Consider the following 24,307-nt stretch of genomic DNA (forward strand, 5'->3'; position numbering starts at 1 on the left):
ATACACAAGCTTAAATTAAACGTTGGAACGCGCGTTTTTCTTCTTTGATCTATAGGCTTTCATTGAAATTTTTAAAGCAAGCTGTTTTTGTTTAATTGAAATGAGTTGTCTAGTTACGACCTTATGGTGTAACTCCGTGATAAAGTTTTTTTCCCAAGGCGTAAGACGGTCAAACTTCAATAAAATAATGTCATTAAGTATATTGAACAACTCGTATTGGCTTTTATCCATTCGAGTACAACACATTTAATTAGGGCACTGTGTTAGAGAAATGACGTTAAGGCTTTCTACTTTATCATTTTTTCCTAAGGTAATGATTCGATAAGAGATCCCGCTGTCTAATAGTGGTCTTATTTCGATGTTGTCACAAAAACTAACGGCGACTTTTTCTACTAATCGGTCCATATTCAAAGTTTTCTTTTTTATGAAAACAAGAGTGACACTATTGCCCTCTGACTGAGCATTTACGATTGTGATTGAGCCTAACTCTTGTGGCAGTTGGCTTGAGATAACCGTCGCTCTATAATCGGCAAGCCCACTAGATTTCATTGGGCTTATCTGACAACCGTTAAGCATGACACTGACGGAAATAATTACTGCTGTTCGTAGCATTATGCGTTCCTTCTTGCTTTCTTCTCCCTTTAGGTGCCTTAAAATATTTCTGGATATAACGTGAAGACATAGAAGATAAGAGCGCACTGTAATCTAAACCGAATGTGACTTTTTCCCCTACAAATAGTGGTTTTTGTGAGGATTCAAGGACAAGATGATCACTGGTTGAAGACATGATCTTAATCCCATTCGGAGCCTTAAGCCCGCTGACACAAACATCTTGGCGGCCTAATGCTAGAATAGCTTGTGAGACCTCCCCTCTATCTTGAAGGCTTTCTTTTTCACCAAAAGCATTTAACCCCCGACTCCCCCAAGGCAAAGTCGGTTTAGTCTTGGATTCAATCACTTCAGCGGTCAAAGAAACCGCATTCGTATGTAAGCCTTTGATATTTTCGTGCTCTAAAGGCTCACAGCCTAAAAAAATTGCTTCTCCTATACGAAGGTTATTTACTCGAGTTAAGCCTGTTCTCTGAAGAGCCCAGTTAACTGAAGCAGAATTACCCCCTGAAATAATTTCTAGACTGATCCCAAATGTAGCTTCAATTCCATCGGCAAGCTCAGAAAGAATATTCATATTTTGATCATCTGGAGCGACACCATACCGACAGGCCAAATTCGTACCAATTCCTTTTATCGTGATGTTTGGTAAAGAAATAACTTCTCGGATAAAATCAATAATATGATGGGGCATCACACCTTCTCTGAGATCGCCAAGCTCAACCATAATAATGATACCGTGACGGCAATTTTGTTGTTCCGCTGCATGTGAAAGCCTCTGAATCACTTCAACTTCAGAGTTTAAACTCATATCACTGTATTTTATTACGCTCGCCACTTGACTTAGCATGGGTGTACGTATCAGCATTTTAGGGATAGCAATGCCAGATTCAGTCATCTTTTGAAGATTTTCGATTCTTGAATCGGCTAACATTGTTGCGCCAGCATCAATAAGAACTTGTGCGATGATAGGGTGGCCGAGGAAGGCTTTTGTTACAGGTGTAACGGATATATTTTTTAGTGAGAGCTGAGTAATCAGGAACTGAGCGTTATGGTGAATCTTCCCACAATCAATGTCTAATCTAGGGTAGTTCACCCTTTTGCGGCCAGTTTTCTTGCTATCATAGGGAAGGCTGACGTTACGATGTGCAGTAGATGTTCGACAGGCTGTGATAATGCATCAGTAACCGGTATACCAAATTCGGTAGTGTAGCTGTCTATCACACAGCGTGTTTCATCTAAAGACATATCTTCATGATTCAGTGTTAGTCCAATAACATCGGTATTAGAAAACGTTTCGATAAGATTGATTTCTGAGGCAATCGAAGGCATTGGGCAATCAGGAAAATCACTACGATATAAACGTTTAGGAGCATGTTGCAATATCACACCCGCTGGACAACTGCCACGTAAGATAAATGCGCTGGTTGAAAACGCAGGGTGACTCAAGGCTCCTTGCCCTTCAATAATAATCAGGTCCGGATTTTCTTTTTCATAGGCCTGTACAATGACAGATTCCAACTCACCGGCACAAAATTGTGAAGGGACAGCATCGAGTGCAACGCAGTATTGTGCGCCTTGCATAATACCTGTTTGACCAGTGGCAATCAGAACGACGTTAAGGCCTTTTCTAGTCAGTTCATTCGCCAATATTGTTGCTGTTGTTCGTTTTCCTAGCGCGCAATCCGTCCCCATTACAGCAATTCTCGGACATTTAACGTTGTGTATTTTGCCGCTAAACGTTTTCAGATCGCCTTTACTTTTGGGTTTGCGAGTATCGAATATTCGAACGTTATTCTTTAAGCTAGCTTCTAAAAATAGAGGATCATCAGTTAGGAATTCATGCAAGCCATTTACGATGTTCATTCCTAGTGACATGGCATTTAAAATGATGCTTTTATCTAAGTCAGATAAAAAACCACTTGATGGCGCAATGCCAAAAATGAAGTAATCGGGAATGCTTTCCGCGTGAATGATAGCTTCTTCAGCATTGGCAAGGATCGGTATTCCATTGGCTTTGTTATCAAGTACTTCTCCAGCATCTAAGCCGGCAGATACACTATCAATAACCGATAGAATACGATAGCTTAATGAATGCCTCACTAACCCATTAGCGGTTTTACCATCAATTTCACCGAAATTACCTTCGCAATATATAATTGCCGAAGGGATGACAGGATTTACTTTCTGAGCAAGTGGTAACCAAGGTGCGGAATGGGGTACGTCGTTGTTGATTTCTACATTTTTAATTCTAGTGAGTTTGAAGATGTTTCTTAACTTTTGGGTTGAAATGGACATAATTAAAGCCTGCGGTGAGGCTTAGGAGGGCAACTAAGGAGTGCCGAGATGCGAGTTCGGAAAAGAAAAGAAGTCCCCACTAAGCGGTAGGGATAACAACCAAGGTAACACACTCGCCAGACTTTTGTTGGTTATTATTAATACGCTTTCTAAGTCTATCACTTTCAGGCTTCACTCATACTAACGTGACTGATTAGAGATCTAAGATTCATTGTTCAACGTCGCCGTATCAACCTCTCAGCTTTAAGGTTTCAAGATACTTTTTCTAATATCAGTTAAGTGAGTTAGAGTTTTTGATCTAACGCGTTTCTGTCCAGAGACGTGTTATGCCGCCATGCTTTGGGACAAGAACGCCTTAGTGCTACAACTCTAAAACGTTTGTGCCCCAAAGCAATTCAGAGCAAAGCTCTTGCTTAATTCGAACCTAGTAATTTCCCCTAACAAAAGTTATCCGAAGGAGTTTGAAGTGCTCCATTTTTAAAAAATGGCATCATGCAATCTAATCTCTATCAACTTTCATTAACCTGTTGATTACACGTTGATGTGGTATTAAAAAGGTTGCATTATAAGAGGATGAAGAGCCATTTTTAGCCGACCAATAAACGTTAAATGCCTCTAAGTTAGATGAAATTCAAATAATTCAAGGTGTTAGTTAAAGTGAAATGGCTTAAAAACAATAAACCAACGTCTTTAATTGAAATTGTCAAAGGTAGTATGCGAATTACTACCGATGATACAGTTAGTTTTAGACCAAACTTTGATATTTTGATTGATGTATTAGCTGACAAAATAGAACACAGTTACGATTTTGACCAAAACGTATTTTATGATTTGTTTAAAGAGGCTGTGATTGCACAATTCAAGAAAGATCAGCTAAAGAATGAGAAAAATCTACTGCCTTCTTTTAAATATCTATGTGATAAACATTCAATTAATGAACATAAATACATTTTGTTGACGTCAATTAATTTAAGTCCCAAGTATAAGTTAAGTTCTAGACTAATTAATGGTCAGAAAGTGTCGTTTTATAGTTGCATTCCAAAGAAATATATTAAAGAAAGAGTTCGGTTATTTGAGAAATTTAAAGAAGAGTATGAGTTAACAGAAAGAGGTGATTATCAGTATTGCACGGTCTCGGTGACAGCTCCTGATCCAGTTACTGCTTTTTCCAAGGCTTTGGAATCACTTGATATTATTCGCTCGTTAATGCAAGTAGGTTTTGAAAGGAATAGAAACATATTAGCGTCTGACAAAGAAGGTGAATACCCAACCCAAAGTATCATTACGTTAGGAAAATTTCATTCTTTGCATCTTCATTCTGGTAAAGCTGCGATAGATTCAATATGGTATGAAAACACACATAATGCAAGGAAACCTACCACGATTAGGAACTTTTCTACTACTCAAAGCTATCTACATGAGCAGATTACTCGCCTAAAAAAAACTGAATTTAAAGAACATGTCTCAGAGGCTTTAGTCGCTTATATTGAGGCTCTTGATAAAGAGGATGCTAGTGTTCGCTTTTTGAAACTATGGTCAGTTCTTGAGCAGCTTGTTCATTCGGATGATACTAAAGCAATTATACAAAGAGTTTCTTTTTTCTACGAAAGTACAGAAGAAAATAAAAGTGTTTTAGAATCTCTTAGACGCGCAAGAAATATTCATGTTCATAAAGGTAGTATGCCAAGAAACATAGAGATTAAGAATTTTTTGCTATGCGAGTACATAGAGTTGTTAATAAATTTCTTTTTGCGAAATCCATTTAGACATACTGACCTTAATTCTGCGATCGACTTTATATCTACGTCAACAGATGTTGATAAGATAGATAAACAAATTAAAAAGTTGCAAGATGTCCGAACTTTTATCGGTGCAAACTAGTAGGACTTTAATGTCATTGAACATTAAAGTCGAAATTCGACAATAAAGGCTAGAGCTATGACAACAAAGTTCGAAACATTTCGATGCTTTTTGTCGCAGTCTGTCTTTTGTTCTGAGAAGGTTTTGCCCCAAAGCATCTTAGAGTAAAAGCTAATAATATGCTTGTTAACGTGAGTTTCCCCTACCAAAAATTATCCGAACGAGCTGATAAATTAACGCCACCCTGATTAAGCTCATCTTGCAGACTAATGTTCGTTCACCTGACTTAACCTATTGACTATTAATTAAACCATATGAGAAAAACTGCATTTTAAGGAGGTGAAAACACAGTTAGGCGGCTAATAAGCGTTATATCACTCCTCTACTGTCTTCATCTGTAATTAGATGGTTGAACTTCCTACAAATGTCGGTATTCTCCGTGAGATAATGTTACTTGCTGATAGGAATTCAAAAATGCAAGAGTTTTCTTTAAGAATTGCAGAGCCAAAAGATGTGCAAGCGCTAGTCAATGCTTTGTCTGCCTCAAGTAAAGGTGATGTTAGCCTTGAAGCAATGAATAGATTAAGAAACAGAGTGTTAAATGAAATAAATGGACTTATTCCTAACAGCAAAACTTACATAATAGAATACCTTGGTGAGAGCGTCGGCCGACTCCGTTTGGTCGAAGAAGAGAACGAGTTGTTCCTAGGTGGTATACAATTACTGCCAGAGCATCAAGGCATAGGATTGGGTAGTTTGATACTTCGGCATCTTATTAATTATTCAAAAAGTGAAAACAAGTGCTTACGACTTGAAGTTGAAAGAAATAACCCGAAAGCGAAAAAATTATATGTAAGTTTGGGCTTTGTAGTTGAGCAGAGCTTTGAAGACAAAGAGTTCATGGTTAGAGCTATATAACAAACGGATTTAAAGTGGGAGTGCTGAATGGTGTACTTTAGGCTATTGTCATTGGCGTTATCACGGGTCTTTGGTTTGACAGTATGATGTTGGGGATCGTCATCGGTATGGCCATTGTGATAAACACAATAAGTGCTTCACTCGCTGGTATCTTTATCCCTGTTATTTTAGATAAGCTAAAAACCGACCCTGCATTATCAGGTTCTGTCATATTGACTCCAGTAACGGATGTGTTTGGCTTCGTCGCATTTTTAGGCTTAGGTACACTATTTTTAATATAAATCCTCGCGTACAACGTTAGTTATTTTCGGGGGGTGATCTTACGTTGAAAAAATAGGTGTTGCCAACAGCGGACACCTATTTAGGGGGACGGAGTTAGTTGTGTAGTGGCTCACAGGATTTGGCTTCCTAATTAGAGACTCCCATGACAGTTCTCTGTGCTGATCCATATGTGAACCATACTGATTCTAATGTGCATTGTAATTTTTAGAACTTAAGCTCTAACGCGTTTTTGTCCAATTTTTACAGTCTGACTTTTAACCCGTGGCACTTTTTACCTCAGAAGTACCTGACTCCTTGGTTCAACTCGTCAGCGCTCTTCTACAAAATAGGACTATTAGTTCAATTTTTGCAATGCAACAAAGCTAAGTTATAGGGTCGCAAGAACGATTTAATCTTCAGTTGGATCTGAAAATAGGAACATATTATTCAACCTGTTTGATATGGGTAACAAACCAGTCAAATTGATTATGCTACTATCGCCAGCTCGGTATTGGCTTACTCAAAGGAGGCAGACATTGGCTAGAAGAGGTAGTGGCTTAAGAACCGTTGTGAAGGTTGCTAAGGCAATAGATCGAGCAAGCAAGCAAGCTGCTCGTGACGCTCAGCGCAGAGATAAAGCTCGCCAACGTGCTGAAGCCCAAGCACTTAGAGAACATGAAAGATCTGTACGTGAAGCTCAGCGAGAACTAAAGAAACAAGTGAAATTACAAAAGTCAGCGGCAAAGCAAGCTTTCAAAGATGCCTTGGTAGGTGCAAATGAAGAATACCTAGAGCGTTGCGAAGATCGAGCAGCCCTTAGAAAGCAATTTATACAAGAGGTCTTAAGATAAACAATGGATAACAATATACTGCTATTGGCGGGAATCTCTTTCGTGGCGATTTTGCTCACCTACTTCTTTACAAAACGATCAGCAGACAAAAAGGTTAATCTGTATAAGTCGCTCGATGAAGCGTTAACAAAAGCTAAGAAAGAACTTGAAGCACTGACAGAAGCTAATGAGTTGGTAAAACAATCCACTAAGAACGCAAAACAAGAGCTTTCTGATGTTAGTGCTGAGACTTCTGAATTGCAGGCTTTAAAAGGACAAGATGAATCGCTTCAGCTTAATATCGTAGAGCAGCAAGCGTCCCTTGAAGCTATTAAGGGCAGCTTAGGTGAGCTTAATAGTAAGATTGACAAGGGTGAGCTTGACCTTAATGAGCTGATGGGGAGTATAGATTTGTATTCACGCCTTGATGAATACACTGCTCATGGCCACTTTGAGATGCCAAAATATCTATACGAAACATCAGTTCGATATGCTGAAGAAATTAAAGATATCAGACAGCAACAGAAAGATATGATCAAAGATAAGACAGCAATTACCTTCCCAGAAACAACTGTTATTTCAAGTGACAATGCATTCAACAAGAAAATTCTTAATGGTCAGGTTAAGCTGATGCTCACAGCTTTCAACATTGAATGTGACATGTTAATTGGCAAGGTGTCACCTAGCTCATTCGGTCGAACGCTAGAGCGGATCGAGAAACTAGCAAATACCTTGGAAAAGTCGGCAGCAACACTTGAGTGTGGCTTTGACATCGACTATATCGAGCTTAAGTTCGAAGAATGTAAGCTTCAGTACCAATACACACTGAAGAAGCAGGAAGAAGTCGCGGAACAGAAACTGATCAAAGAACAAATTCGGGAAGAGCAGAGAGCAATTAAAGAGTTTGAAAAAGCAGTAGCTGATGCAGAGAAAGAAGAAAAGATGTATCGAAACCTTCTCAACAAAGCTCAGGAAGAGCTTGCCAAAGCAACTGATCAAGAACGCAGTGAGATGGAGCAGAAAATAATTCTGCTAGAGCAACAACTAGCTGAAGCTGAAGCTAAAGAAGAAAGAGCTAAGAGTATGGCTGAGCAGACCCGTAAGGGCCATGTTTACGTAATAAGTAATATTGGCTCATTTGGTGAAGATGTTTACAAGATCGGCTTAACACGTAGATTAGAGCCGATGGATAGGGTTAAAGAGCTTGGAGATGCCAGCGTACCATTCCCATTTGACGTACACGCTATGATCTATACGGATGACGCACCTGCACTCGAAACAGCATTACACCGTGAGTTTAGCTCTCAACGTGTTAACGCTGTCAATCTTCGTAAAGAATTCTTTAATGTCGATTTAGACGATATCAAAGAAGCCGTGGAGAAGATTGCTGGCGTAGAAGCTGAATTTAAGATGACCGCACTAGCTGAAGATTATTATGAAAGCTTAAGATTAAGTGAAGCCGCTTAAGCAAGTAATAAATGTACTAGTGTCGTGGCTCTAGCGCATTTCATTACACTTGTTAGTTCATCAATGTTGAAAAATGAGTTAAGCGACTTTCCATACTTATACTAATTGATGCTTTGCTAAGATTTGGATTTCCTAAACTCATTTCTGTCCAAAATCGTCATAGGTTGAATTTTTATCCGTGGCATTTTCTATCCCACAACTTTATAAAACTCTTTCCGTATTGTTGTATATCTACTGATTGAGTATGCAAAGTTTTGATATCATGATTCTAATTTGGACTTTCTGTTGAGGTTAAAAGTTGGCTAAAAAATCTGAGAAAAACGGAGTTCGCTCTATGATGGTCGTAGGTACAGACGTTACTAAATATGGCTACTATGACATTCGTGCCCTTAAACCTTTTTGTATTGATTCTAGAGAACACCCAAATCCAACTTACCAGATGAACGTTGCGTTCCAAGAGGTTGATAGCGTTAAGTTGAACAAAAATAAATCTATTAGTTACTTTGTTCCAAACAATATTTCGTTACTACTTTCGAACAGTAAAAAAGCACTTCAACGTGCAGAAAAAATGCATAAAGACACGATATCTAAAAGCTATGATGAGGGTGAGCTTAGATCTGAAAAGTTGTGGGAAAACTGTACTCTTATATCGGATTACATCGAGCTAGTTCAAACCGCTATAGTATTTGGTTATACCGCACTTGAAGCATTCGCAAACATCAGTATTCCTTCTGAATTTGTACATTATAAAGACAAACCAAAACAAGGAATTCAAGAATCTTATAATAAGGAAGGTATAGAACGTTGGCTCAGTTTGAGCGATAAATTTAAATCTCTATTACCTGAAATCTATAGCTGTAAACAGCTTCCGCAAAGGCTTTTCACCAAATTTAAGAATCTAGAGAAACTTAGAAACTCGATAATTCATCAAAAATCTATAGAAAGTACCGATTTTATGTACGATTACTTTAAAGCTGATGTTCTTGAATGTATAAAAGCTCCTGAAGAGATCATTACGTACTTTCAAAATAACAATACAATATCAACGACTGCTCAGTATAAAGCTCTTTTAGTGTGGCCTTGGATCGAGGGTGATGCAGCATACCCAGTTACTAAAGACCCTACACCTATATTGAATTGGATTGTCGATATGAAAAGCCCACATATGCGAAAAAGGTTAGAAAGTAAGTCTGTAGTGGCTGAGTGAATTTGGCCACTTAATTGAAGGTTTGCAATACCTGAAATTATCCGTGAGATGCTAATTTAGGAAAGCCACTGACAAGGAATTGTCCATTTAAGTGTTTGATCAATATACCACCGATAGACTTCATCACTAGTTTTGTTTCAAGTTTATTATTTCAGGCTACCCTTGGTGGTGAACGGAAACTCCCAGAAGCTATCATATGTGGCATTTGCAAAAAATACTTAAGATGCATAATCATCTGGTTGAAAGAAGTTCGCGCCGCAATTTCATTTGCGTCACGAACATTATGAGTGGGGCTTTATACACTATCTGTTAACGCAAGGTCGCGTTTAGTTAAATTTCTAATAATGTCTTCCATTGCTCTGTTCGGCCATAAAACTCGGTATGAGGCAACCTCTTAAATTCCCCATTGTCTTCAATCATAAGTGTTGGGTAACCCTGAACGCCCAATCGGGTCATCATTTGATGGCTAATATCGATTTCGGCGTCTTCTAAGGGGTCCCCTGTTTGCATTTTCTCTCGCCATAACTGTTGGTCGAGCCCTAATTGAACAGCCAACTCTTCCAAACTGCTAAGAGTATTGACAGCTTTCCCTTCAATGTAATGTGCTTTTTGTATTGCTTTTAACATGTCAAATGGATCAAGCCCTAAAGATTCTCCAACAAGAATTGCCCGAGTAGGAAGATAAGAGTCCAGAACAAGTTGCTCATTATCTGCTACACGTTCGATATAATCCTGTCCGAACTGAGCATTGGTCTGTTCACTAATTCGTCGGTCACTATTTAAAATATGCTGACGAAACGATGGTGCTATCAATTTTGCTGGAAGCATCCCTCCGGAGTGCATTATTAACTGATACTTACTGCTGCTTGCAATTAATTCTACCAATGGAGTCGAGCCATAGCACCACCCACACATAGGATCATAGAAGTAGTGAATAGTTACCATGTCATCTCTCCCATATGAACTTTCGCACCAATGCTTAAAGCAATAGGTAACTTCGAGCCTTTGTATTTCTCAGACATTTTTTCAATGAGTTGTTCGCTATTTTTACTGTTCTTTTTTGACTCACTGAAATCTTCAAGATACTGCAAAGAGTAGTTAATGGATTCAACGTTTAACGCAGTTCCCGATTTCATATGTCCCGGAATAACCGTTTCCGGTTGTAAAGCTTGCATCTCCTTAAGTTGCTCACTCCATGCATTTTGACTCTGCTCGGTTTGCGTATCTGCAGTCCAAAGATGCAAATTTCCAAATATTGCTATGTTACCTAATATTGTTTTACTTGAAGGAATCCATAAGTATGGGCGGTGCGGTAAAATGCCATCCGTACCTTTTATCTCAATCTTGTGTCCTTCCAAAATAAGACTTGTCGCCTCTATTGCTTTAGGAATATAAGGCGTAACAGGTGCATTGCTGCCCATTCTAGGACTCCACACCTTGAGTTTGGAAGGCAGTTTCTTTTCTATGACTTCCTTTACCGCAGGCGTTGTCACAATATCTGCATCGGGAAACAAGGTGTGTAATACTTCAGCGCCAAAATAGAAGTCAGGGTCGGCCTGACTAATGAAAATAGTTTTTAATTCTTTGCCCGTATCCTGTATTTTGGCTGCAATTCGCAGAGCATCTGCTTTAGTAAAGCCAGTATCTATCAGCATTACCTCACTCTCTCCAACAATCAATGTTGAGTTGGCGTGGAAGCTGTTTTCGTCTGCGTTATAAACATCAAAAGTCAGTGTCGTTTGCTCTGTGGCAAAGGCGCTACCTGCGACTAAGATGGATGCAGCTAATAGGCTGATTCTTTTCATGACTTGCTCCGTAAATTATATGGCTTGTTTTGATGTGATAAATCATAAATGATTGACATGATCTGAAAAACATACAAAATCAAACATCATTATTTCTTAATTCGAGCAAATAAATGGATAAATTAACCGCTGCAAAAGTATTTGTTGATATTGCTCAATCAGGCAGTTTTACCGCTACGGCTGACAGACTTGAGATGTCTCGCCCTATGGTGACACGTTATGTTGAAGCTATGGAGAAGTGGTTAAACGCCCGTTTACTACACCGAACAACCCGAAAGGTAACGCTCACAACGACCGGAGAGCGGTGTTTAAAGGAAGTTGAGGTTTGGCTTGAGCAAGCGAACGGGTTAGTCGCTTTAAGTGATAATAGTGAAGAGCTAACTGGGATAGTACGAGTTGCGACAAGTATGTCATTCGGGTTTTCGCAGCTTGTCCCTGCGCTTTTGAATTTCATGGCTATGCATCCCAAAGTCCATGTCGATATCGACCTACAGGATTCAGTCGCTGACCTAACAGAAAAGCAAATTGATCTTGCGCTTAGAATTGCTTCTAATCCGGAACCATCTTTGATTGGTAAACCGATAGCCATTTGCGAATCGGTACTAGTTGCTTCACCTGCATATTTAGCAAGTAGGAAAGACCTCTCGGAGCCAGAGCAACTGAGTATGCATAACTGTCTGGGGTATAAAAACTTTCAGCGACACGTATGGCACCTCACGAATGGTACTCAACAAAAATCAATAGATGTTGAATGTAAACTAACCGCTAACGAGGCTACGACATTACTCCATGCAGCACTTATTGGTGGAGGTGTCGCCATTCAACCAACCTACTTAGCTAATCAATACATCGAGAGCGGCACATTACAGCCAGTCCTATCAGAGTGGAAACCCGCCGATCTGACAATATATGCGCTCTATTCTTCAAGAAAACATCAATCTCCAACCGTAAGAGCATTAATTGATTATTTGCATGAGTATTTCAAAGACAATCCTTGGTAGAACTTGGGGGTTAGATAGTGGTGGGACAAGAGATTCCTGTCCGCATTCGAAACTTACAATAGCCTATAGGTGGTTTGCGCCTCCCCTCCACATCTAGCAGAACATGTCGCTACTTTATCCCCGAAGACTTACTCGATCACAATTGCTTAACCCACAAACGAATAGACAATGATTGGCTGTTTGTTCCTAAGGGCGGCTCTAACTACGCTCAGCCCGTTAATGTGTGACGGTCACAAGTAACTACTCTGTAAATGATAGTTCCATACTTCTCAATGCCGTGATTAATGGCAAAGGTATATCATGTTTAACATTGCCCTTTATTGTCAACAAAATACAAACTGGGACTTTGACTGTCTTATTGGAGGACTTTAAAATCAAACAATTGGCATATGGGCTCTGTACCCCTCAAGGCAATATCGACCCAAACTATCTCGACACTTTTTGGACTTCTGCATAATTGATGCCCGTAGAGTTACGATACTAGAAGTTATGTGATAGTTCAGCGTGTCTGATGGTTCGTAACTCAGAATTGTCCAGAGGCTTCATCGATCTGAATTTTGACTCGTGGCACTTTCTAACTTGAAAGTGCCACGAAACGCGTTAACGTAATTACTCAGAAGAGAACCATGTCACTGAAGTCGCCTTATTTTTCCTCATGGTTAGCAACAGAGAAACCGCAATAAAAAGCACCTATACCAAGCAACATGTAACAAATCGGCGGTGGTTTGATACGCTGACCACCGCTCATAGCCACATACTATTTAATTGGTAGGTAGATCTCCGTTAACAACTCACATTCATTTACTTCATGAACAAAATTTAAGTAACGGAAGTAACAAGGGTAGTCTCTTAATTCTTCTTCACTATTTGGCAGCCATTTTTGATATAAGTGATAAACGGTATCGCCAATGCTGTCATGGCTTCCTTTATGGACTGCCATGGCGCACCTCCCACTTGGTATTGTTCCAGATTTAATTCCATAGGCATTATCTGGAACCTCTCCTTCGTGAGAGCCATAGATATCAAACTGAAACTGATCATCTGGCGTATCGCTTGGGTCTGAGTGAGGAATACCAAATGTTTCGCTGGTTTTTATTGGAGATAAACCTGTTGATTTTCGCCAATTTATAAACTTAGCTGCTGTCTCGTATACTAGTCGTGGGCTACCTTTATGTTCAATTAATGCAACTTCTCTTTTTTCGAAATCTACGATTTGAACATCCATTACACTTTCTCCTGTTATTGGTGGATGATATTCATACTTTGAGCGCCAAGAACGCCACTCAGGCTGATTTCTAAATTGGGAAGGTGTTTGCCCAAATATCCTTGAAAAAGCACGGGTAAAAGCTTCTAGGCTTTCGAATTGAGCTTCAAAAGCAATATCAGTAACACTGAACTCTGACTCAAATGCTAACCTAAAGGAAGCTCGTTTCATTCGTGCAAGTAACACATACTGCATAGCACTGATCCCCATAAACGCCTTAAAGATACGGTGAAAGTGGTACTTTGAACTGGCAGCCACAGTACTGAGATGCTCAAGTGAGAACTCGTCGTCTAGGTTACTATCTATAAAGTCGCACACTTTCTTTATCTGTCGTTCATGACGTTTTATCACGCTCATTGTTTTTGATACTCCAACTTAGAAATCGTAGAGATGATACCCACGAAGATTTAATTATGCCTGATTGAAATTGCTGGATGACGGCTAGAATAAAGCTTATGGAGGACGAATAGGTATGCTTAGTTACCACACCAACAAGTAATAACGCACTTTTTAACTGCATGGTACTCAGTGCTTACTTCAGTCCAGAGTTTTATCAGCAGTGATCATCGTTAGCAAAGTTCTGCCCCATTCCAAGCTAGACAGGGAGCATTGAAAACTTTTTCTCACTAGTTCTTGACCTACTTTTTCTTATAGTAGATTATGAATCTAGTTGTGCATTCTGGGTTATCCAGACATGATCTGTAACTTGTCGGATTCAGAATGAAAGAAGTCTGTGGTGATAGTGTGTTACATGACAGGCGTCGGTATTTTCTATTAATCTTGTAAAGACAATGTCTGCTGAAACAACATATTAAGTAGCACATCAATATCGTGGGGTTATGATGGATTTATTTACACCTATAGCAGAGGATGAAAAGTTACATCCAATATTTAAAATGATGCTTAAGAAACAATATGGACCTGAACGAGAAGTTTTAAACTCATGGGCTAAAGGTTTTGAGGATAGAGATGGAAAGTTTGTGTATGAACTCCAGACTACTTTCGAATCGTCTATGTGGGAATTATATCTTAATGCATTTTTAAATGAACTTGGCGCTAATACAGACTTTTCTAAGCATGCTCCAGATTTTATAACTGAATTAGACAGGCCAATTGTACTAGAAGCAACAATTGCAGCCCCCCCTCAAGGCGGAGAAGCACCTGCTGGACATTCTCAAAAATTTGCGCCAACGGATTTTGCTACTTTCAATCAACAATCAGCAATTCGAATATCCAATAGCCTTTCATCCAAAATAAAAAAATACCGAACTAGTTACTCCAAACTGGAACATGTAAAAAATAAACCCTATGTTATTGGTTTGGCCTCCTTTGATCGTCCTTATTCACACTATGCGGTAAATAGAGCAATTGTCGCAGTCTTATATGGGCTATATGTTGATGAAGAAACAACGATTACAACTGGTGCTAATGAATTAATTAAATATCCAGTTGATGCTGTGATAAAAAATGAAAATGCCACAATACCATTAGGTCTTTTCACCACGGATGAATTCAAAGATGTTAGCGCTGTAATTTATAGTTCTTTAGCTACTTGGGGTAAAATTCGTGCTTTGGCAGATAATCCAAGTGCTCAAACTGTCTATCATACTAGTCATTTACCTGTTGATGGCAGTATCTTCCCTGAGATGCGTACTTCTATGAAAGCCGATTATATAGAAGATATTGCAGATGGATTACATATCTTACACAACCCATTTGCAGAGCACCCTTTGGATGTAAATACTTTTAATCATGGACGAGTAGCTCAATACTTTGTGGATCCTGAAACAGGAATGATGGATGTCATTGCACCGGACGATTTTCTTTTATTGAGACAATTAATGAGTGCAGTCGTACATGGCGATATTTAACAAGTAAGCAGCTAGGTAACTTGGTAAGAAAAATGAATTTTAACCAAAGATTTGAATGTACAACTTGTGAAAGTTTGGTTGATTGTAGAATAGGTATGTCTAACAGAGATGTTCAACCAATAAGATTTTGCTGCCCAAGTTGTGGCGAGGCGATCCATATAGATATTGAAGATGGAAAAGGAATAAAAGTAAAAGGGGCTAAGGCAGTTGAGTTTGAGGGACCTTTTACTAACGAGTATCCATTTGTCGATCTACACCTAGATTTTCCTGTTACTTTTGGTGAGTACAAAATGGGGCATACACCATTTTTAAAGGCTATAGGTCGAATTGGTCATGAAAACTTTGGCATTCACAATGCCAGATTGAATGGCTTGAACATATTGCATTCGAAAACTAAAGAATTAGAGCGTGTTCTACGTTTGTATTCAAAAAACGTGAATCTATTTGGACGGTTATGTGAAAAAGACTTTGGAGAAACTCTAAGGTCTGAAAAGCCTCAAGATGTAAACTTAGCCCTATACTGTGTGATAGCGAAAGTGTTTGCTCCTTTTTCAATGCCATCCGAGAATGCAGAGTCTGTTGCTATTCATATGAAAGGTATTGAGGATGCATTATCTTCCGATGCTGAGGCATTTGATGCCTTTTTTGAAGAGATTATCGGAACCGATTTTTTAAAGAATACACAGCACGATTGCTTAGAAATTTACCCGCAAATTTTGGCAGGCGAGTTAGCATTTAGACCTGCATTATTTCTGGACTTTGACACCGATTACGATAAAGAGCTGGTGGCTTTTAGGGTGTCTACAGATGACTTTCAAAAGTATAAAGATCTATACAAAGATATCTCTGAAATTCTGTCTCGTCAGCTCGTTCTGGTCGCAGGAATTAACAACATTATTTATCGTAAAGATCATAATAAGTTTAAAGATGTTGGCAAGGCAACGCCGAAATCGCTCAACCAATTTGCGGACCTACCATATGGATTTAAAGTCACTCATTTAGACGAGTGTTGGTACCAAATTGGTGAAGATGCAATTAATAATCAGCTTCGCAACTCAATTGCGCACGTCAAAGCGGAATATGATGATACTTCTCAAGTTATCACTTACTACCCTAAGAAAGAAGGTATAAAGCAAGAGAAAGCAGAGACAATGTACTTCGTTGATTTTATGAGAAAAATACTAATATCATACCGTGAAATGCATCGACTACATCAGTTAATTAAATGCATGTTTAACTATGAGTATTTGATGCGTAAAAAAGCTGCTTAACAAAAGTTCAAGGCTTTAACATACTTTTTCTAATCTGGTTTAAATGCGCTAGAACTATAGTTCTAAGACGTTTATGTCCAAGGACGTGCTGACGCCGATCTCGGTAAACACGTCTTTGCCCCTTTATTGGTTTCGCCAAAAAGCCTACGTTCGTAGGTAGCCGAATTTTCCGCAAATTTAACTAATGTGACCCCAAAGTTCACAAAGTATGAAAAATGAGCATTATTGTGTGGTTATTTATTCAAATGAACATACCGATTTTTGATCTGTAACTTGCTCTACAAGCGTCACAAAATCACAAGACACTCTGGAATTGCATCGTCCTAAACAAGTCTCCAAAACCTTCTCTAAGAGCGTTTGTCGCGCTTTGAGGGCTATTTTGATAGCTACCCCGTCCGTTTAACTGAATAGGAATCATAACCATCAGATTTTAGCTAAAAACGCGAACTTTAAATCTCTGTTATGATAGCGATTGATGCTTTGGTGAAGGTGGGTAGTGAGTTATGAGTAAATACGATGTAGATAAAATATTCCGCAATTTATCAACTGTTAATGAAATTACAGAGTCACTAGAAAAATTTAATAAGAGTTTCGTTAACTACGATGAATTTATGGGCCTTTCTAGTGTGAGTCGAATTGAATCCCCATTAGTCAAACTGAATCAGAGTGTGGAGTCTTTTCATCGCGGCTATGATGCAATCGAATCGGCCAAAATGAAAAGCACATTGACTGGGTCTATATTAGCGCCAGAGAGGCTAAATATAGCTATTGACCCTGACTTGATAAAGCCAAGAGGAACAATCGTAAAAAACATTTATAAGATTGACTCAAAAGCTGTTCAGATTGGTGACGGTAATACGCAGACTTCGGTTGAACAAGTTGCAAGTAGTAATGACGAAGGAATTTCCATTGCGCGTCGTAGTTTGAATATAACGACTATCGGGGTGATTGTAGCTATTATCGGGGTGATTGTAGCTATTATCGGGGTGATTGTATCGGTGGTAATTTACCATAGCGGCACTTAGCTATTGCGATTTTACTCATCGCATTAGCTCTTCACAACTGACTTTGCTATACCTGTAGTTATTGATTGCTTTCTAATTTAGTAAAATCCCTGAAACATTTATGTCCAATGGTTATGTTTGATACGCTCGGTATCTCCCAAAAGTAATCTAAACGGCAGCGTTTTAACTACCGCTACGTACAACACTTAAATGATTACTAACTGTAAGTTCTCCCAAAGGACATTTAAGCGCCATCAAAATCGTAATTCAGATAATAGGCGCTATGGTTAGTGCGATAAACGCTAGCTGTTATCTTTTAGATTGCTAAACTTATCAATTAAGTTTGGGGTTTGATTAAATTGCCAACTATTACTTATTTTTAAGCCTTTCTGAACATAATCAGTGGCCTTACCATTAAGCTGCACTGAACGAAGTATCTTACTTTTAAAAAAGTAGAAAAAACGTTCGTTAGCTTTAACTAATAGAATATCAGGTTGAATCTCATACCTATAAATACTGTATTGACTTTGATTAGTATGAACTATCGTGCTTTTTGGCCTACCTCCATCATCACATCTCCAATATATCATTCCATCTTTATAAGTGGAAAATTGTGGATTATATTCAGTGTAAGTCGGCTGACCGCCTCGTTTAATTTGTGCTTTAGTAAGTTGGTAGCAACTGTTTAGGTTCTTCTCTTTAATTTCAGCTGTTTTCACCTTAACATACTTAAAATCACAAAATGATTCTTTAGTTACGCCACTTTTTTCAATTACACGATCACCATCAATTTCATAATCAAAACTTAAGTCCAAGTATCCATTTATGGCATGGCAAATGGACACTTTTTCATCTTTAGACAAAGATTTAGCATCTGTTTGAATAAAATCCAAACTTACTTCTGGATGGGCTTGCAACTTTTCTTGGATAACAATTCCTCCCCCAATAACGCTAATAAGAAGAATAAAACCAAATAATAAAGCAACCTCATCACTTAATTGCCGATTAAAAAGCCTACCGATAAATTTTACAAATAAGACATACAGATACACTGGAAAAACTAATAATATTAAAATCAAATGCAAATCTGATTTCCTTCGTCTCATGCTATTAATCCCATTAACAAACTAAACTTTAAGATGTTTGATAGTATCAAAAAGCATAACGTGTCACTAGGTTGCATATTGTGATTGCTTGCCATACTTTCCTTAATCCGATAGGTATGAGTTAGAGTGCAAGGTCTAACAAGCTTATGTCCAAAATGTCACAATCTAAATTTTAACATTTGGCATTTTCTAGCGCGAAAATGCCCCATTATGAGCCAGAGTAGTTACTCATTCACAACCTGTTCATGTGAGTTTTCCATACTAAAAGTTATCCGAATTCAGCACACCCAGAAATTCTCTCTCACAGAGCAGTCTAACTTCTTAATTTGACTGCTAAGCCTCTGAGTTTAAATTGAATACCTGAACGAAAGACTGCATCATATTAGGATGAAAAACGGCCTTTAGGCATCTAATGAGCGTTATCTTTATGGAGGAATTTTAGTTGAGTACACTTTATCATTACACAAGTTTACAAGGCTTGATTGGTGTTATTACTGGTAAGTCGGTATGGGCTAGCCATTGTGAGTATTTGAATGATTCAAGTGAATTTATTCATGCACTTTCATTTGCTAAAACCGTCTCCGGAAACATATTTATGGACGACGATTACCTTGAGGCATTTGGTTGGGCGGTGCGAGACTCATTAGAACATATGGTAAAGCATGATGTTTACGTTGCTAGTTTTAGCGAAAATGCAGATTTGTTGAGTCAATGGAGAGGTTATTGTCCACAAGGGGCAGGCGTATCAATAGGATTTGACTCTGAAATACTCAATACATACTGTGAAAATCAAGGGTATCGACTGGAGAAATGTATTTATGACACTGGAATACAGTCAAGTAGGGTTATTGATATAACAAGTCAGTGTTTAGATATCTTCCCAAAACCTAGCATCACGCGAGCAGATTACGACGCTTTAAACAGCAAAGAACAAGTAACTTTTACTCTCAGTGAACGTGAAAGGACTACAAATGGTCAGGTTAAAGAAGAGGCAACAGCAGCTACGGATTGGCTCTGTGAGCAAGTAAACGAGTGTGCGCCTCTTATTAAACATTCTGGGTTTCACGAAGAATCCGAATGGAGAATAGTTGCCCGTAATCCGACAAAAAATATACAGTATAGAGTTTCAAAGTCTCATATTGTGCCATACCTAGTCTTGCCTTTGATTAGAGACTATCCAGAGATAATTAAAGAGATCTATATTGGACCTAACCCAAACCCTCATCGGTGTGAAAAATCTGTTAAGCAGTTTCTTAAAAGCGAAGCAATCGAACATGTGACGACAAAAATATCTTCGATTCCATTCAATAGCTGGTAGATAAAGATACAAGCGTTTAAGACGGATTCCCAACGCTTGGCATTCTTAGTTTGCTTTGAATTTAGTGGTTACGGCACAATGGTTTAGGTCTGGTGGTAGCGTTGCTCACCACTTAACGCGGCTAGGCGATAAGAGGAAAGTTCAAGTATGAGAGATAAAGTTGTTCTATTTGCTGAAATCATAACATTGGTAGTGTTATTGGGCATCGGCATTGCTTGGATTATGGAACCATCTGGAAACTTCGAACCGTATTTTGTTGTTTTTACTTTAGTTTTTGTAGCGACAGATCTATCTAGACGTTACTTAAAATCGAGTGAGAAAAAGCCCAAGTTTACTTCGGCAGAATTGATACAACACAGAGAAAAATTACGCCCAATTTTTGAACAGGAAATATTCAAATGTCGTCATGAAAAATTGCGAAAAGACGCAATAATTCGACATGTTGATCGCGTAGACTCCTATCCAAATACAGATGAGTCAAAGTCGGGAATTTCGCCTTGGTTCAAAGTAGCTTTGGTCGACACTTACCACAAAGGCATCATGGTGATTTTAAGTGCTGAACGGCTATATATCTATAATGAGCAATATATAAATAGTGAAGCAGGCTCTTCGGAAGAAGTGCTAGCCTATTTAGTTGGTAAAATCCCTTACGAAAATATAGAAGCTGTTAATATGGACGGTGATGAGTATTACTACTTTCCGCATATTTATTGTCATTTCACTCATAACGATGAACCTTATGAAGAGCTGGTTTATTGCCAAGAAGTTGATATGAATGACGGGCATGTTCACTACAGCGAGTTAGTATCATATTCAGACGTACAAAAGCATAGTAAACAGATCGCGGAAAAAAATCGCCATACAAGCGTTTAAGGGAGATTCGCAAAGCGTGGCATTAAACCGCACATGATATAGGAGATAATATGAACCCTAGAGAAAACTCAGTTAATATTGCTGACGTTAAGCTATATCAAGTATTAAAACTAATGTATGAAACTTACAATAAGAGGCATAAAACTAGCGCCCAGATAGGTTCATACAAATTTATCCCTGAAAAATTTGTCGAAGAGAATCATGCTACATTAGCAACATTGATTAATGAGCAACGTACTCTATCTGGCTTATCGAGCTACAGTGATAAACAGTTAATGAAAGCTGTTTTTAACGGAATGGCTAGAAACAACTTTCTAGAACGTGACCGATGCATGTATTACTTTTCAGAGATGGGCTACAAACAAGCATTAAAATCATCAAATAAACTCAAATACTGGAATAAGTATCATACAGGTACTTTCTGGGGAATTATCATAGCGATCATAAGCTCACCAATCCTTGGTTGGATTTCTTTTGGAGAATGAGAACAGTGGGTTGGCGCTGCGTTATTCATATTTAGAGAGAAAATATGGAAAATATTCCAGTTTATCAAGGTAAGCTGACAGTTTATCTAGATCAAAACATGTTAGATATGTTCGTAAAATCTGGCTTGGGTGAATTTCGAGAAATGCTGGCTCGTGAATACCAAGTTGTTTACTCAGATGAGACTCTAAAAGAAATAAAGCGTTCAGTTGGCTATGAGAGCAAATTTCTTGAGATCCTTAACCAGCTCGGGGCGTTCCATTTGAAGGTTTGTTTGGGTGAGAACTTCCAGCCAACTGGCAAGGCAGCAATTACCGAAAGAGATAGTTATCAAGCCTTTAATGAATACAACTCAAAAGAACCAGTGTACGACCGCATCTACAAATCAATGATGCTAAATGTTCAAAAGGTTTACGGTGGATTAAGTGAGAGTACATTTGAGGACATCAAAGACACACAAATTGATACTTATGATGAGCTACATAACTTCATGCTCAAAAATATTGAAGATTTGAAACCTCACTTTCCTGAGTTAGCGGTGCAATTGGAAGCACAAGCTGATGAAATGAAAAGAAAGTTGTCAGATGCACTTTCTGAGAGCGCAAGGCTCGCCTCAGAAAACGTTAGCGATTCTATCGGTTGGTCGGGTATAAAAGACTTTCGCGAATCTCTAGATATCGGACCAAGGCAGTTGAATAACATTGAACCACCAAACGTTATTCAGCAGATATGGCCTCTTTGTCGTGAAAAACTTCCAAAAGAAGTAAACATAACCCTAGAACAGTTTTTCGGTATAGAAAGTAACCCTATTTACCCAAAAATAGAGTTCTTCAAGTATCAGAAAGTTGATTCAATATACAATATGTTAAACATGTTGGGTTATCATCCAGACTCAAAGGTTCATAAAGAACGAAGATTCGTTGCGGCGATAAGTGACCAAAGTCATGCTAGTTTCGCAACTTTCGCTGACATTTTACTTTCTAGGGACAAGTCTTTTCTTAAAAAAGTCGAAGCCGCGTATGAATTTCTGGGTGTAAACACTAATATTTTTCATGTTGAAGAATATATACATAACAAATAAGGATTAAGCGCTGCGCAGTCAGCGTTAGATCCCGAGTGTTGAAAAAAAACGTAGCCATTTCTTATAGTAAATTGTGCGATCACTTTTAGCAGTGCTCTCACCTTGTGATTTTCTTAACCACTCCCCAAGTGAGTGACCAGTTCGCTTTTGGAGTCATGAAACCGTGAAAATGTCACTTCCCATACCTGTAGTTATTCAAGGGCTGCTAATGTTCGATTTTCCGAAAATCATTTCTGTCCAAAGGTGTTTCTGCGAATGTCGTAAGTCGCTTGCAAGTTAACCTATACTAACTAACCATGATTTTTCATCGAGATGTCAGATCGAGTCTTAGCTACTATTTATAGCGGCTAAGTTTGACATTGAACGTATTAAACCTGATTAGTCGTGTTAGAGAGGTATACCCCCTCCAACACGTTCTCAGTCTATAATGAAGTTTTGTGGCACAAAAACTATAAGTGTTGAGATCTAATTAATGAGTATAATTTTAGGTGTATGATAATCCAGCTTTTTTACATAGATGTTGAGCAAAATACTTCCTCGTAGTTGAACCACCAGAAGCGACTTTATATGTTCCGTCTTCAGATAAAGCAAGAAACGAACACTCTGACCAATGTCGAGCTCTTCTCGAATAGTCCAAACGACCTAATTTTTCAGCTACAGAATAAATATGATTGGTGCGACTCGCAGGAGTGAGGTCAATACAATTATTCCATACTTGATGAAACACCAAACCCAAAGACTGAATCAGTGTCGTAACAAGTTGAAAACCGTTCCTATTCATTGAAAAGTCATCTCCTTGCTCGTAGATCCATGTTTCGAGAAAAAGTATCAGATCGCTCTTAATTGTATTGACATGTGTATCTCCCAAAAGTGCACCGTCAGGCATTTCTCTGGTTCCTTTTAATCGACTCTGCATACTAAACCCACCAATACCTCCAAGCACAAATCGAGTTAATGAGTTTAAGGTCATAATGTATTCGCTAGACTCTGTAATCTTCTCTCCCTCTATCGACATTCCGCCGTGAGAGACAATAACAGGTAACTCACCTAATTCACGAGCGAGGTTGGTTACTGGATCTGAGCGAAGCACTTTCATTAGTTTGTTCATTGTTAGCGGTTGTTGTTGGCCGTTAACGTCAACAAACATCTGAGCAAATTCATCTTCTGTTAAAGCTCCTCCAGAATCTTTGAAAATGAACATTACTGGGATTTCTAATGATGCCATTTGGTCTCGGATTTCGGCTCGTCGAGCAAGGCGTGCGCTTGAATCTCGACTTACCTGAAGCAAGAAGTTATCGAACCCCCCGATAACTGCCCCGCCAGTACTAAGCCTTCCAATACCATCAATGACAAATGTATTCTCAGTCTCTATTTCTAACCAATCACTTAAGTTAATTTGACCAGATTTTTCAAAACTAACGCCATGCATGCAGCCCACTAAAACAGGTGGAATAACACTACCTATATCAGTTGTACCACTTAAATGTTTGTAGCAAAAATCTTCAAATCCATTTCGACGTCTTGGTGTCGCAACTCGCTGAATGTCATCATATATTGGTCTTAGGTGTTCGGGGATAAGGTCTAACGAACAACTCCTCAATAGTTCAGATAATGTCATATGTGCTAAGAAAGTTTTAACACCATTGAAACTGCCTTCACTGGATGAACCATATACTAGTTTTCTAGTGACTCCATGTCGCATAGTTGGCGCAGGGATAGTCATTTCCAAATTAATTGCCTCATATTTGTTTAGTTTTTGAAGAAGGTGATGAATTATTGA

General features: G+C 38.6%; 24 protein-coding genes. 15 read left to right on the top strand and 9 right to left on the bottom strand.

Annotated elements, in window-relative coordinates; genetic code table 11:
• Positions 1 to 15 precede the first annotated feature (15 nt).
• Genes SJY39_RS12015 through SJY39_RS12030 form a run of 4 tightly spaced genes read right to left on the bottom strand, consistent with a single transcriptional unit; the run spans position 16 to position 2,907 of the window.
• Positions 16 to 246 carry a hypothetical protein gene (locus SJY39_RS12015; protein ID WP_151416982.1) on the bottom strand — a complete coding sequence of 77 codons (231 nt, stop codon included), beginning with the start codon at positions 244 to 246 and terminating at the stop codon, positions 16 to 18.
• Entirely contained in the window at positions 247 to 612 is a 366-nt protein-coding gene (gspS2, locus tag SJY39_RS12020; RefSeq protein WP_390241968.1) for a type II secretion system pilot lipoprotein GspS-beta, read from the bottom strand.
• A complete protein-coding gene (locus SJY39_RS12025; protein ID WP_102338687.1) occupies positions 569 to 1,705 on the bottom strand; it encodes an alanine/ornithine racemase family PLP-dependent enzyme in 1,137 nt (378 codons plus the stop codon). Before SJY39_RS12025 ends, gspS2 begins: the two co-directional genes overlap by 44 nt.
• Positions 1,702 to 2,907 (bottom strand): DUF1611 domain-containing protein, encoded by a 1,206-nt coding sequence (locus SJY39_RS12030; RefSeq protein WP_102338688.1) that lies wholly within the window; start codon positions 2,905 to 2,907, stop codon positions 1,702 to 1,704. The genes SJY39_RS12025 and SJY39_RS12030 overlap by 4 nt, the downstream gene beginning before the upstream one ends.
• A 657-nt stretch (positions 2,908 to 3,564) precedes the next feature.
• Here SJY39_RS12030 and SJY39_RS12035 point away from each other — a divergent pair.
• From SJY39_RS12035 to SJY39_RS12060, 6 genes are all read left to right on the top strand, one after another.
• Entirely contained in the window at positions 3,565 to 4,788 is a 1,224-nt protein-coding gene (locus tag SJY39_RS12035; protein WP_372275678.1) for a hypothetical protein, read from the top strand.
• 384 nt (positions 4,789 to 5,172) lie between these two features.
• Positions 5,173 to 5,685, top strand: a complete 513-nt coding sequence (locus SJY39_RS12040; protein WP_102338695.1) for a GNAT family N-acetyltransferase — start codon at positions 5,173 to 5,175, stop codon at positions 5,683 to 5,685.
• 50 nt (positions 5,686 to 5,735) lie between these two features.
• Positions 5,736 to 5,966 (top strand): magnesium transporter, encoded by a 231-nt coding sequence (locus tag SJY39_RS12045; RefSeq protein WP_390242497.1) that lies wholly within the window; start codon positions 5,736 to 5,738, stop codon positions 5,964 to 5,966.
• A 516-nt stretch (positions 5,967 to 6,482) separates the two neighbouring features.
• Positions 6,483 to 6,797: a hypothetical protein gene (locus tag SJY39_RS12050; protein ID WP_102338697.1), complete on the top strand. Its 315-nt coding sequence runs from the start codon at positions 6,483 to 6,485 to the stop codon at positions 6,795 to 6,797.
• Positions 6,798 to 6,800: 3 nt separating this feature from the next.
• Positions 6,801 to 8,243: a DUF4041 domain-containing protein gene (locus tag SJY39_RS12055; protein ID WP_102338698.1), complete on the top strand. Its 1,443-nt coding sequence runs from the start codon at positions 6,801 to 6,803 to the stop codon at positions 8,241 to 8,243.
• A gap of 298 nt (positions 8,244 to 8,541) precedes the next feature.
• Positions 8,542 to 9,450, top strand: a complete 909-nt coding sequence (locus SJY39_RS12060; protein WP_133152881.1) for a hypothetical protein — start codon at positions 8,542 to 8,544, stop codon at positions 9,448 to 9,450.
• A 330-nt stretch (positions 9,451 to 9,780) separates the two neighbouring features.
• Here the strand turns inward: SJY39_RS12060 and SJY39_RS12065 are convergent, their stop codons facing one another.
• Both SJY39_RS12065 and SJY39_RS12070 read right to left on the bottom strand, forming a co-directional pair.
• Positions 9,781 to 10,395 (bottom strand): DsbA family protein, encoded by a 615-nt coding sequence (locus tag SJY39_RS12065; RefSeq protein ID WP_102338689.1) that lies wholly within the window; start codon positions 10,393 to 10,395, stop codon positions 9,781 to 9,783.
• Entirely contained in the window at positions 10,389 to 11,255 is an 867-nt protein-coding gene (locus SJY39_RS12070; RefSeq protein WP_102338690.1) for an MBL fold metallo-hydrolase, read from the bottom strand. Before SJY39_RS12070 ends, SJY39_RS12065 begins: the two co-directional genes overlap by 7 nt.
• Before the next feature lie 113 nt (positions 11,256 to 11,368).
• Here SJY39_RS12070 and SJY39_RS12075 point away from each other — a divergent pair, with 113 nt between their 5' ends.
• Together SJY39_RS12075 and SJY39_RS12080 are read left to right on the top strand one after the other, a co-directional pair.
• Positions 11,369 to 12,256 (top strand): LysR family transcriptional regulator, encoded by an 888-nt coding sequence (locus SJY39_RS12075; RefSeq protein WP_016796941.1) that lies wholly within the window; start codon positions 11,369 to 11,371, stop codon positions 12,254 to 12,256.
• Positions 12,257 to 12,533: 277 nt separating this feature from the next.
• Positions 12,534 to 12,713 (top strand): hypothetical protein, encoded by a 180-nt coding sequence (locus SJY39_RS12080; protein ID WP_390242500.1) that lies wholly within the window; start codon positions 12,534 to 12,536, stop codon positions 12,711 to 12,713.
• Positions 12,714 to 13,013: 300 nt separating this feature from the next.
• Here SJY39_RS12080 and SJY39_RS12085 read toward each other — a convergent pair whose 3' ends face one another.
• Entirely contained in the window at positions 13,014 to 13,877 is an 864-nt protein-coding gene (locus SJY39_RS12085) for a GyrI-like domain-containing protein (protein ID WP_372275674.1), read from the bottom strand.
• Positions 13,878 to 14,359: 482 nt separating this feature from the next.
• Here SJY39_RS12085 and SJY39_RS12090 point away from each other — a divergent pair, with 482 nt between their 5' ends.
• From SJY39_RS12090 to SJY39_RS12100, 3 genes are all read left to right on the top strand, one after another.
• Positions 14,360 to 15,391, top strand: coding sequence for a glycosaminoglycan attachment site (locus SJY39_RS12090; protein ID WP_198592693.1), 1,032 nt, complete (start codon positions 14,360 to 14,362; stop codon positions 15,389 to 15,391).
• Positions 15,392 to 15,423: 32 nt separating this feature from the next.
• Positions 15,424 to 16,662, top strand: a complete 1,239-nt coding sequence (locus SJY39_RS12095) for a hypothetical protein (protein ID WP_198592694.1) — start codon at positions 15,424 to 15,426, stop codon at positions 16,660 to 16,662.
• A 503-nt stretch (positions 16,663 to 17,165) separates the two neighbouring features.
• Positions 17,166 to 17,687, top strand: coding sequence for a hypothetical protein (locus SJY39_RS12100; RefSeq protein ID WP_372275672.1), 522 nt, complete (start codon positions 17,166 to 17,168; stop codon positions 17,685 to 17,687).
• Positions 17,688 to 17,968: 281 nt separating this feature from the next.
• Here SJY39_RS12100 and SJY39_RS12105 read toward each other — a convergent pair whose 3' ends face one another.
• Positions 17,969 to 18,772, bottom strand: coding sequence for a hypothetical protein (locus tag SJY39_RS12105; RefSeq protein WP_372275670.1), 804 nt, complete (start codon positions 18,770 to 18,772; stop codon positions 17,969 to 17,971).
• Positions 18,773 to 19,214: 442 nt separating this feature from the next.
• On the opposite strand from SJY39_RS12105, the gene SJY39_RS12110 reads away from it, so the two are divergent.
• From SJY39_RS12110 to SJY39_RS12125, 4 genes are all read left to right on the top strand, one after another.
• Positions 19,215 to 20,090 (top strand): DUF2971 domain-containing protein, encoded by an 876-nt coding sequence (locus SJY39_RS12110; protein WP_372275668.1) that lies wholly within the window; start codon positions 19,215 to 19,217, stop codon positions 20,088 to 20,090.
• 147 nt (positions 20,091 to 20,237) lie between these two features.
• Positions 20,238 to 20,963 (top strand): hypothetical protein, encoded by a 726-nt coding sequence (locus SJY39_RS12115; RefSeq protein ID WP_372275666.1) that lies wholly within the window; start codon positions 20,238 to 20,240, stop codon positions 20,961 to 20,963.
• A gap of 50 nt (positions 20,964 to 21,013) precedes the next feature.
• Positions 21,014 to 21,448 (top strand): hypothetical protein, encoded by a 435-nt coding sequence (locus SJY39_RS12120; protein ID WP_016797326.1) that lies wholly within the window; start codon positions 21,014 to 21,016, stop codon positions 21,446 to 21,448.
• Between the two features lie 44 nt (positions 21,449 to 21,492).
• Positions 21,493 to 22,527: a hypothetical protein gene (locus tag SJY39_RS12125; protein WP_372275664.1), complete on the top strand. Its 1,035-nt coding sequence runs from the start codon at positions 21,493 to 21,495 to the stop codon at positions 22,525 to 22,527.
• Between the two features lie 484 nt (positions 22,528 to 23,011).
• Here the strand turns inward: SJY39_RS12125 and SJY39_RS12130 are convergent, their stop codons facing one another.
• A complete protein-coding gene (locus tag SJY39_RS12130) occupies positions 23,012 to 24,250 on the bottom strand; it encodes a hypothetical protein (protein WP_102338699.1) in 1,239 nt (412 codons plus the stop codon).
• Between the last annotated feature and the right edge of the window lie 57 nt (positions 24,251 to 24,307).

Origin of the sequence: Vibrio sp. R78045, from assembly GCF_042466085.1 — a bacterium.
Taxonomy (GTDB): Bacteria; Pseudomonadota; Gammaproteobacteria; order Enterobacterales; family Vibrionaceae; genus Vibrio; species Vibrio cyclitrophicus.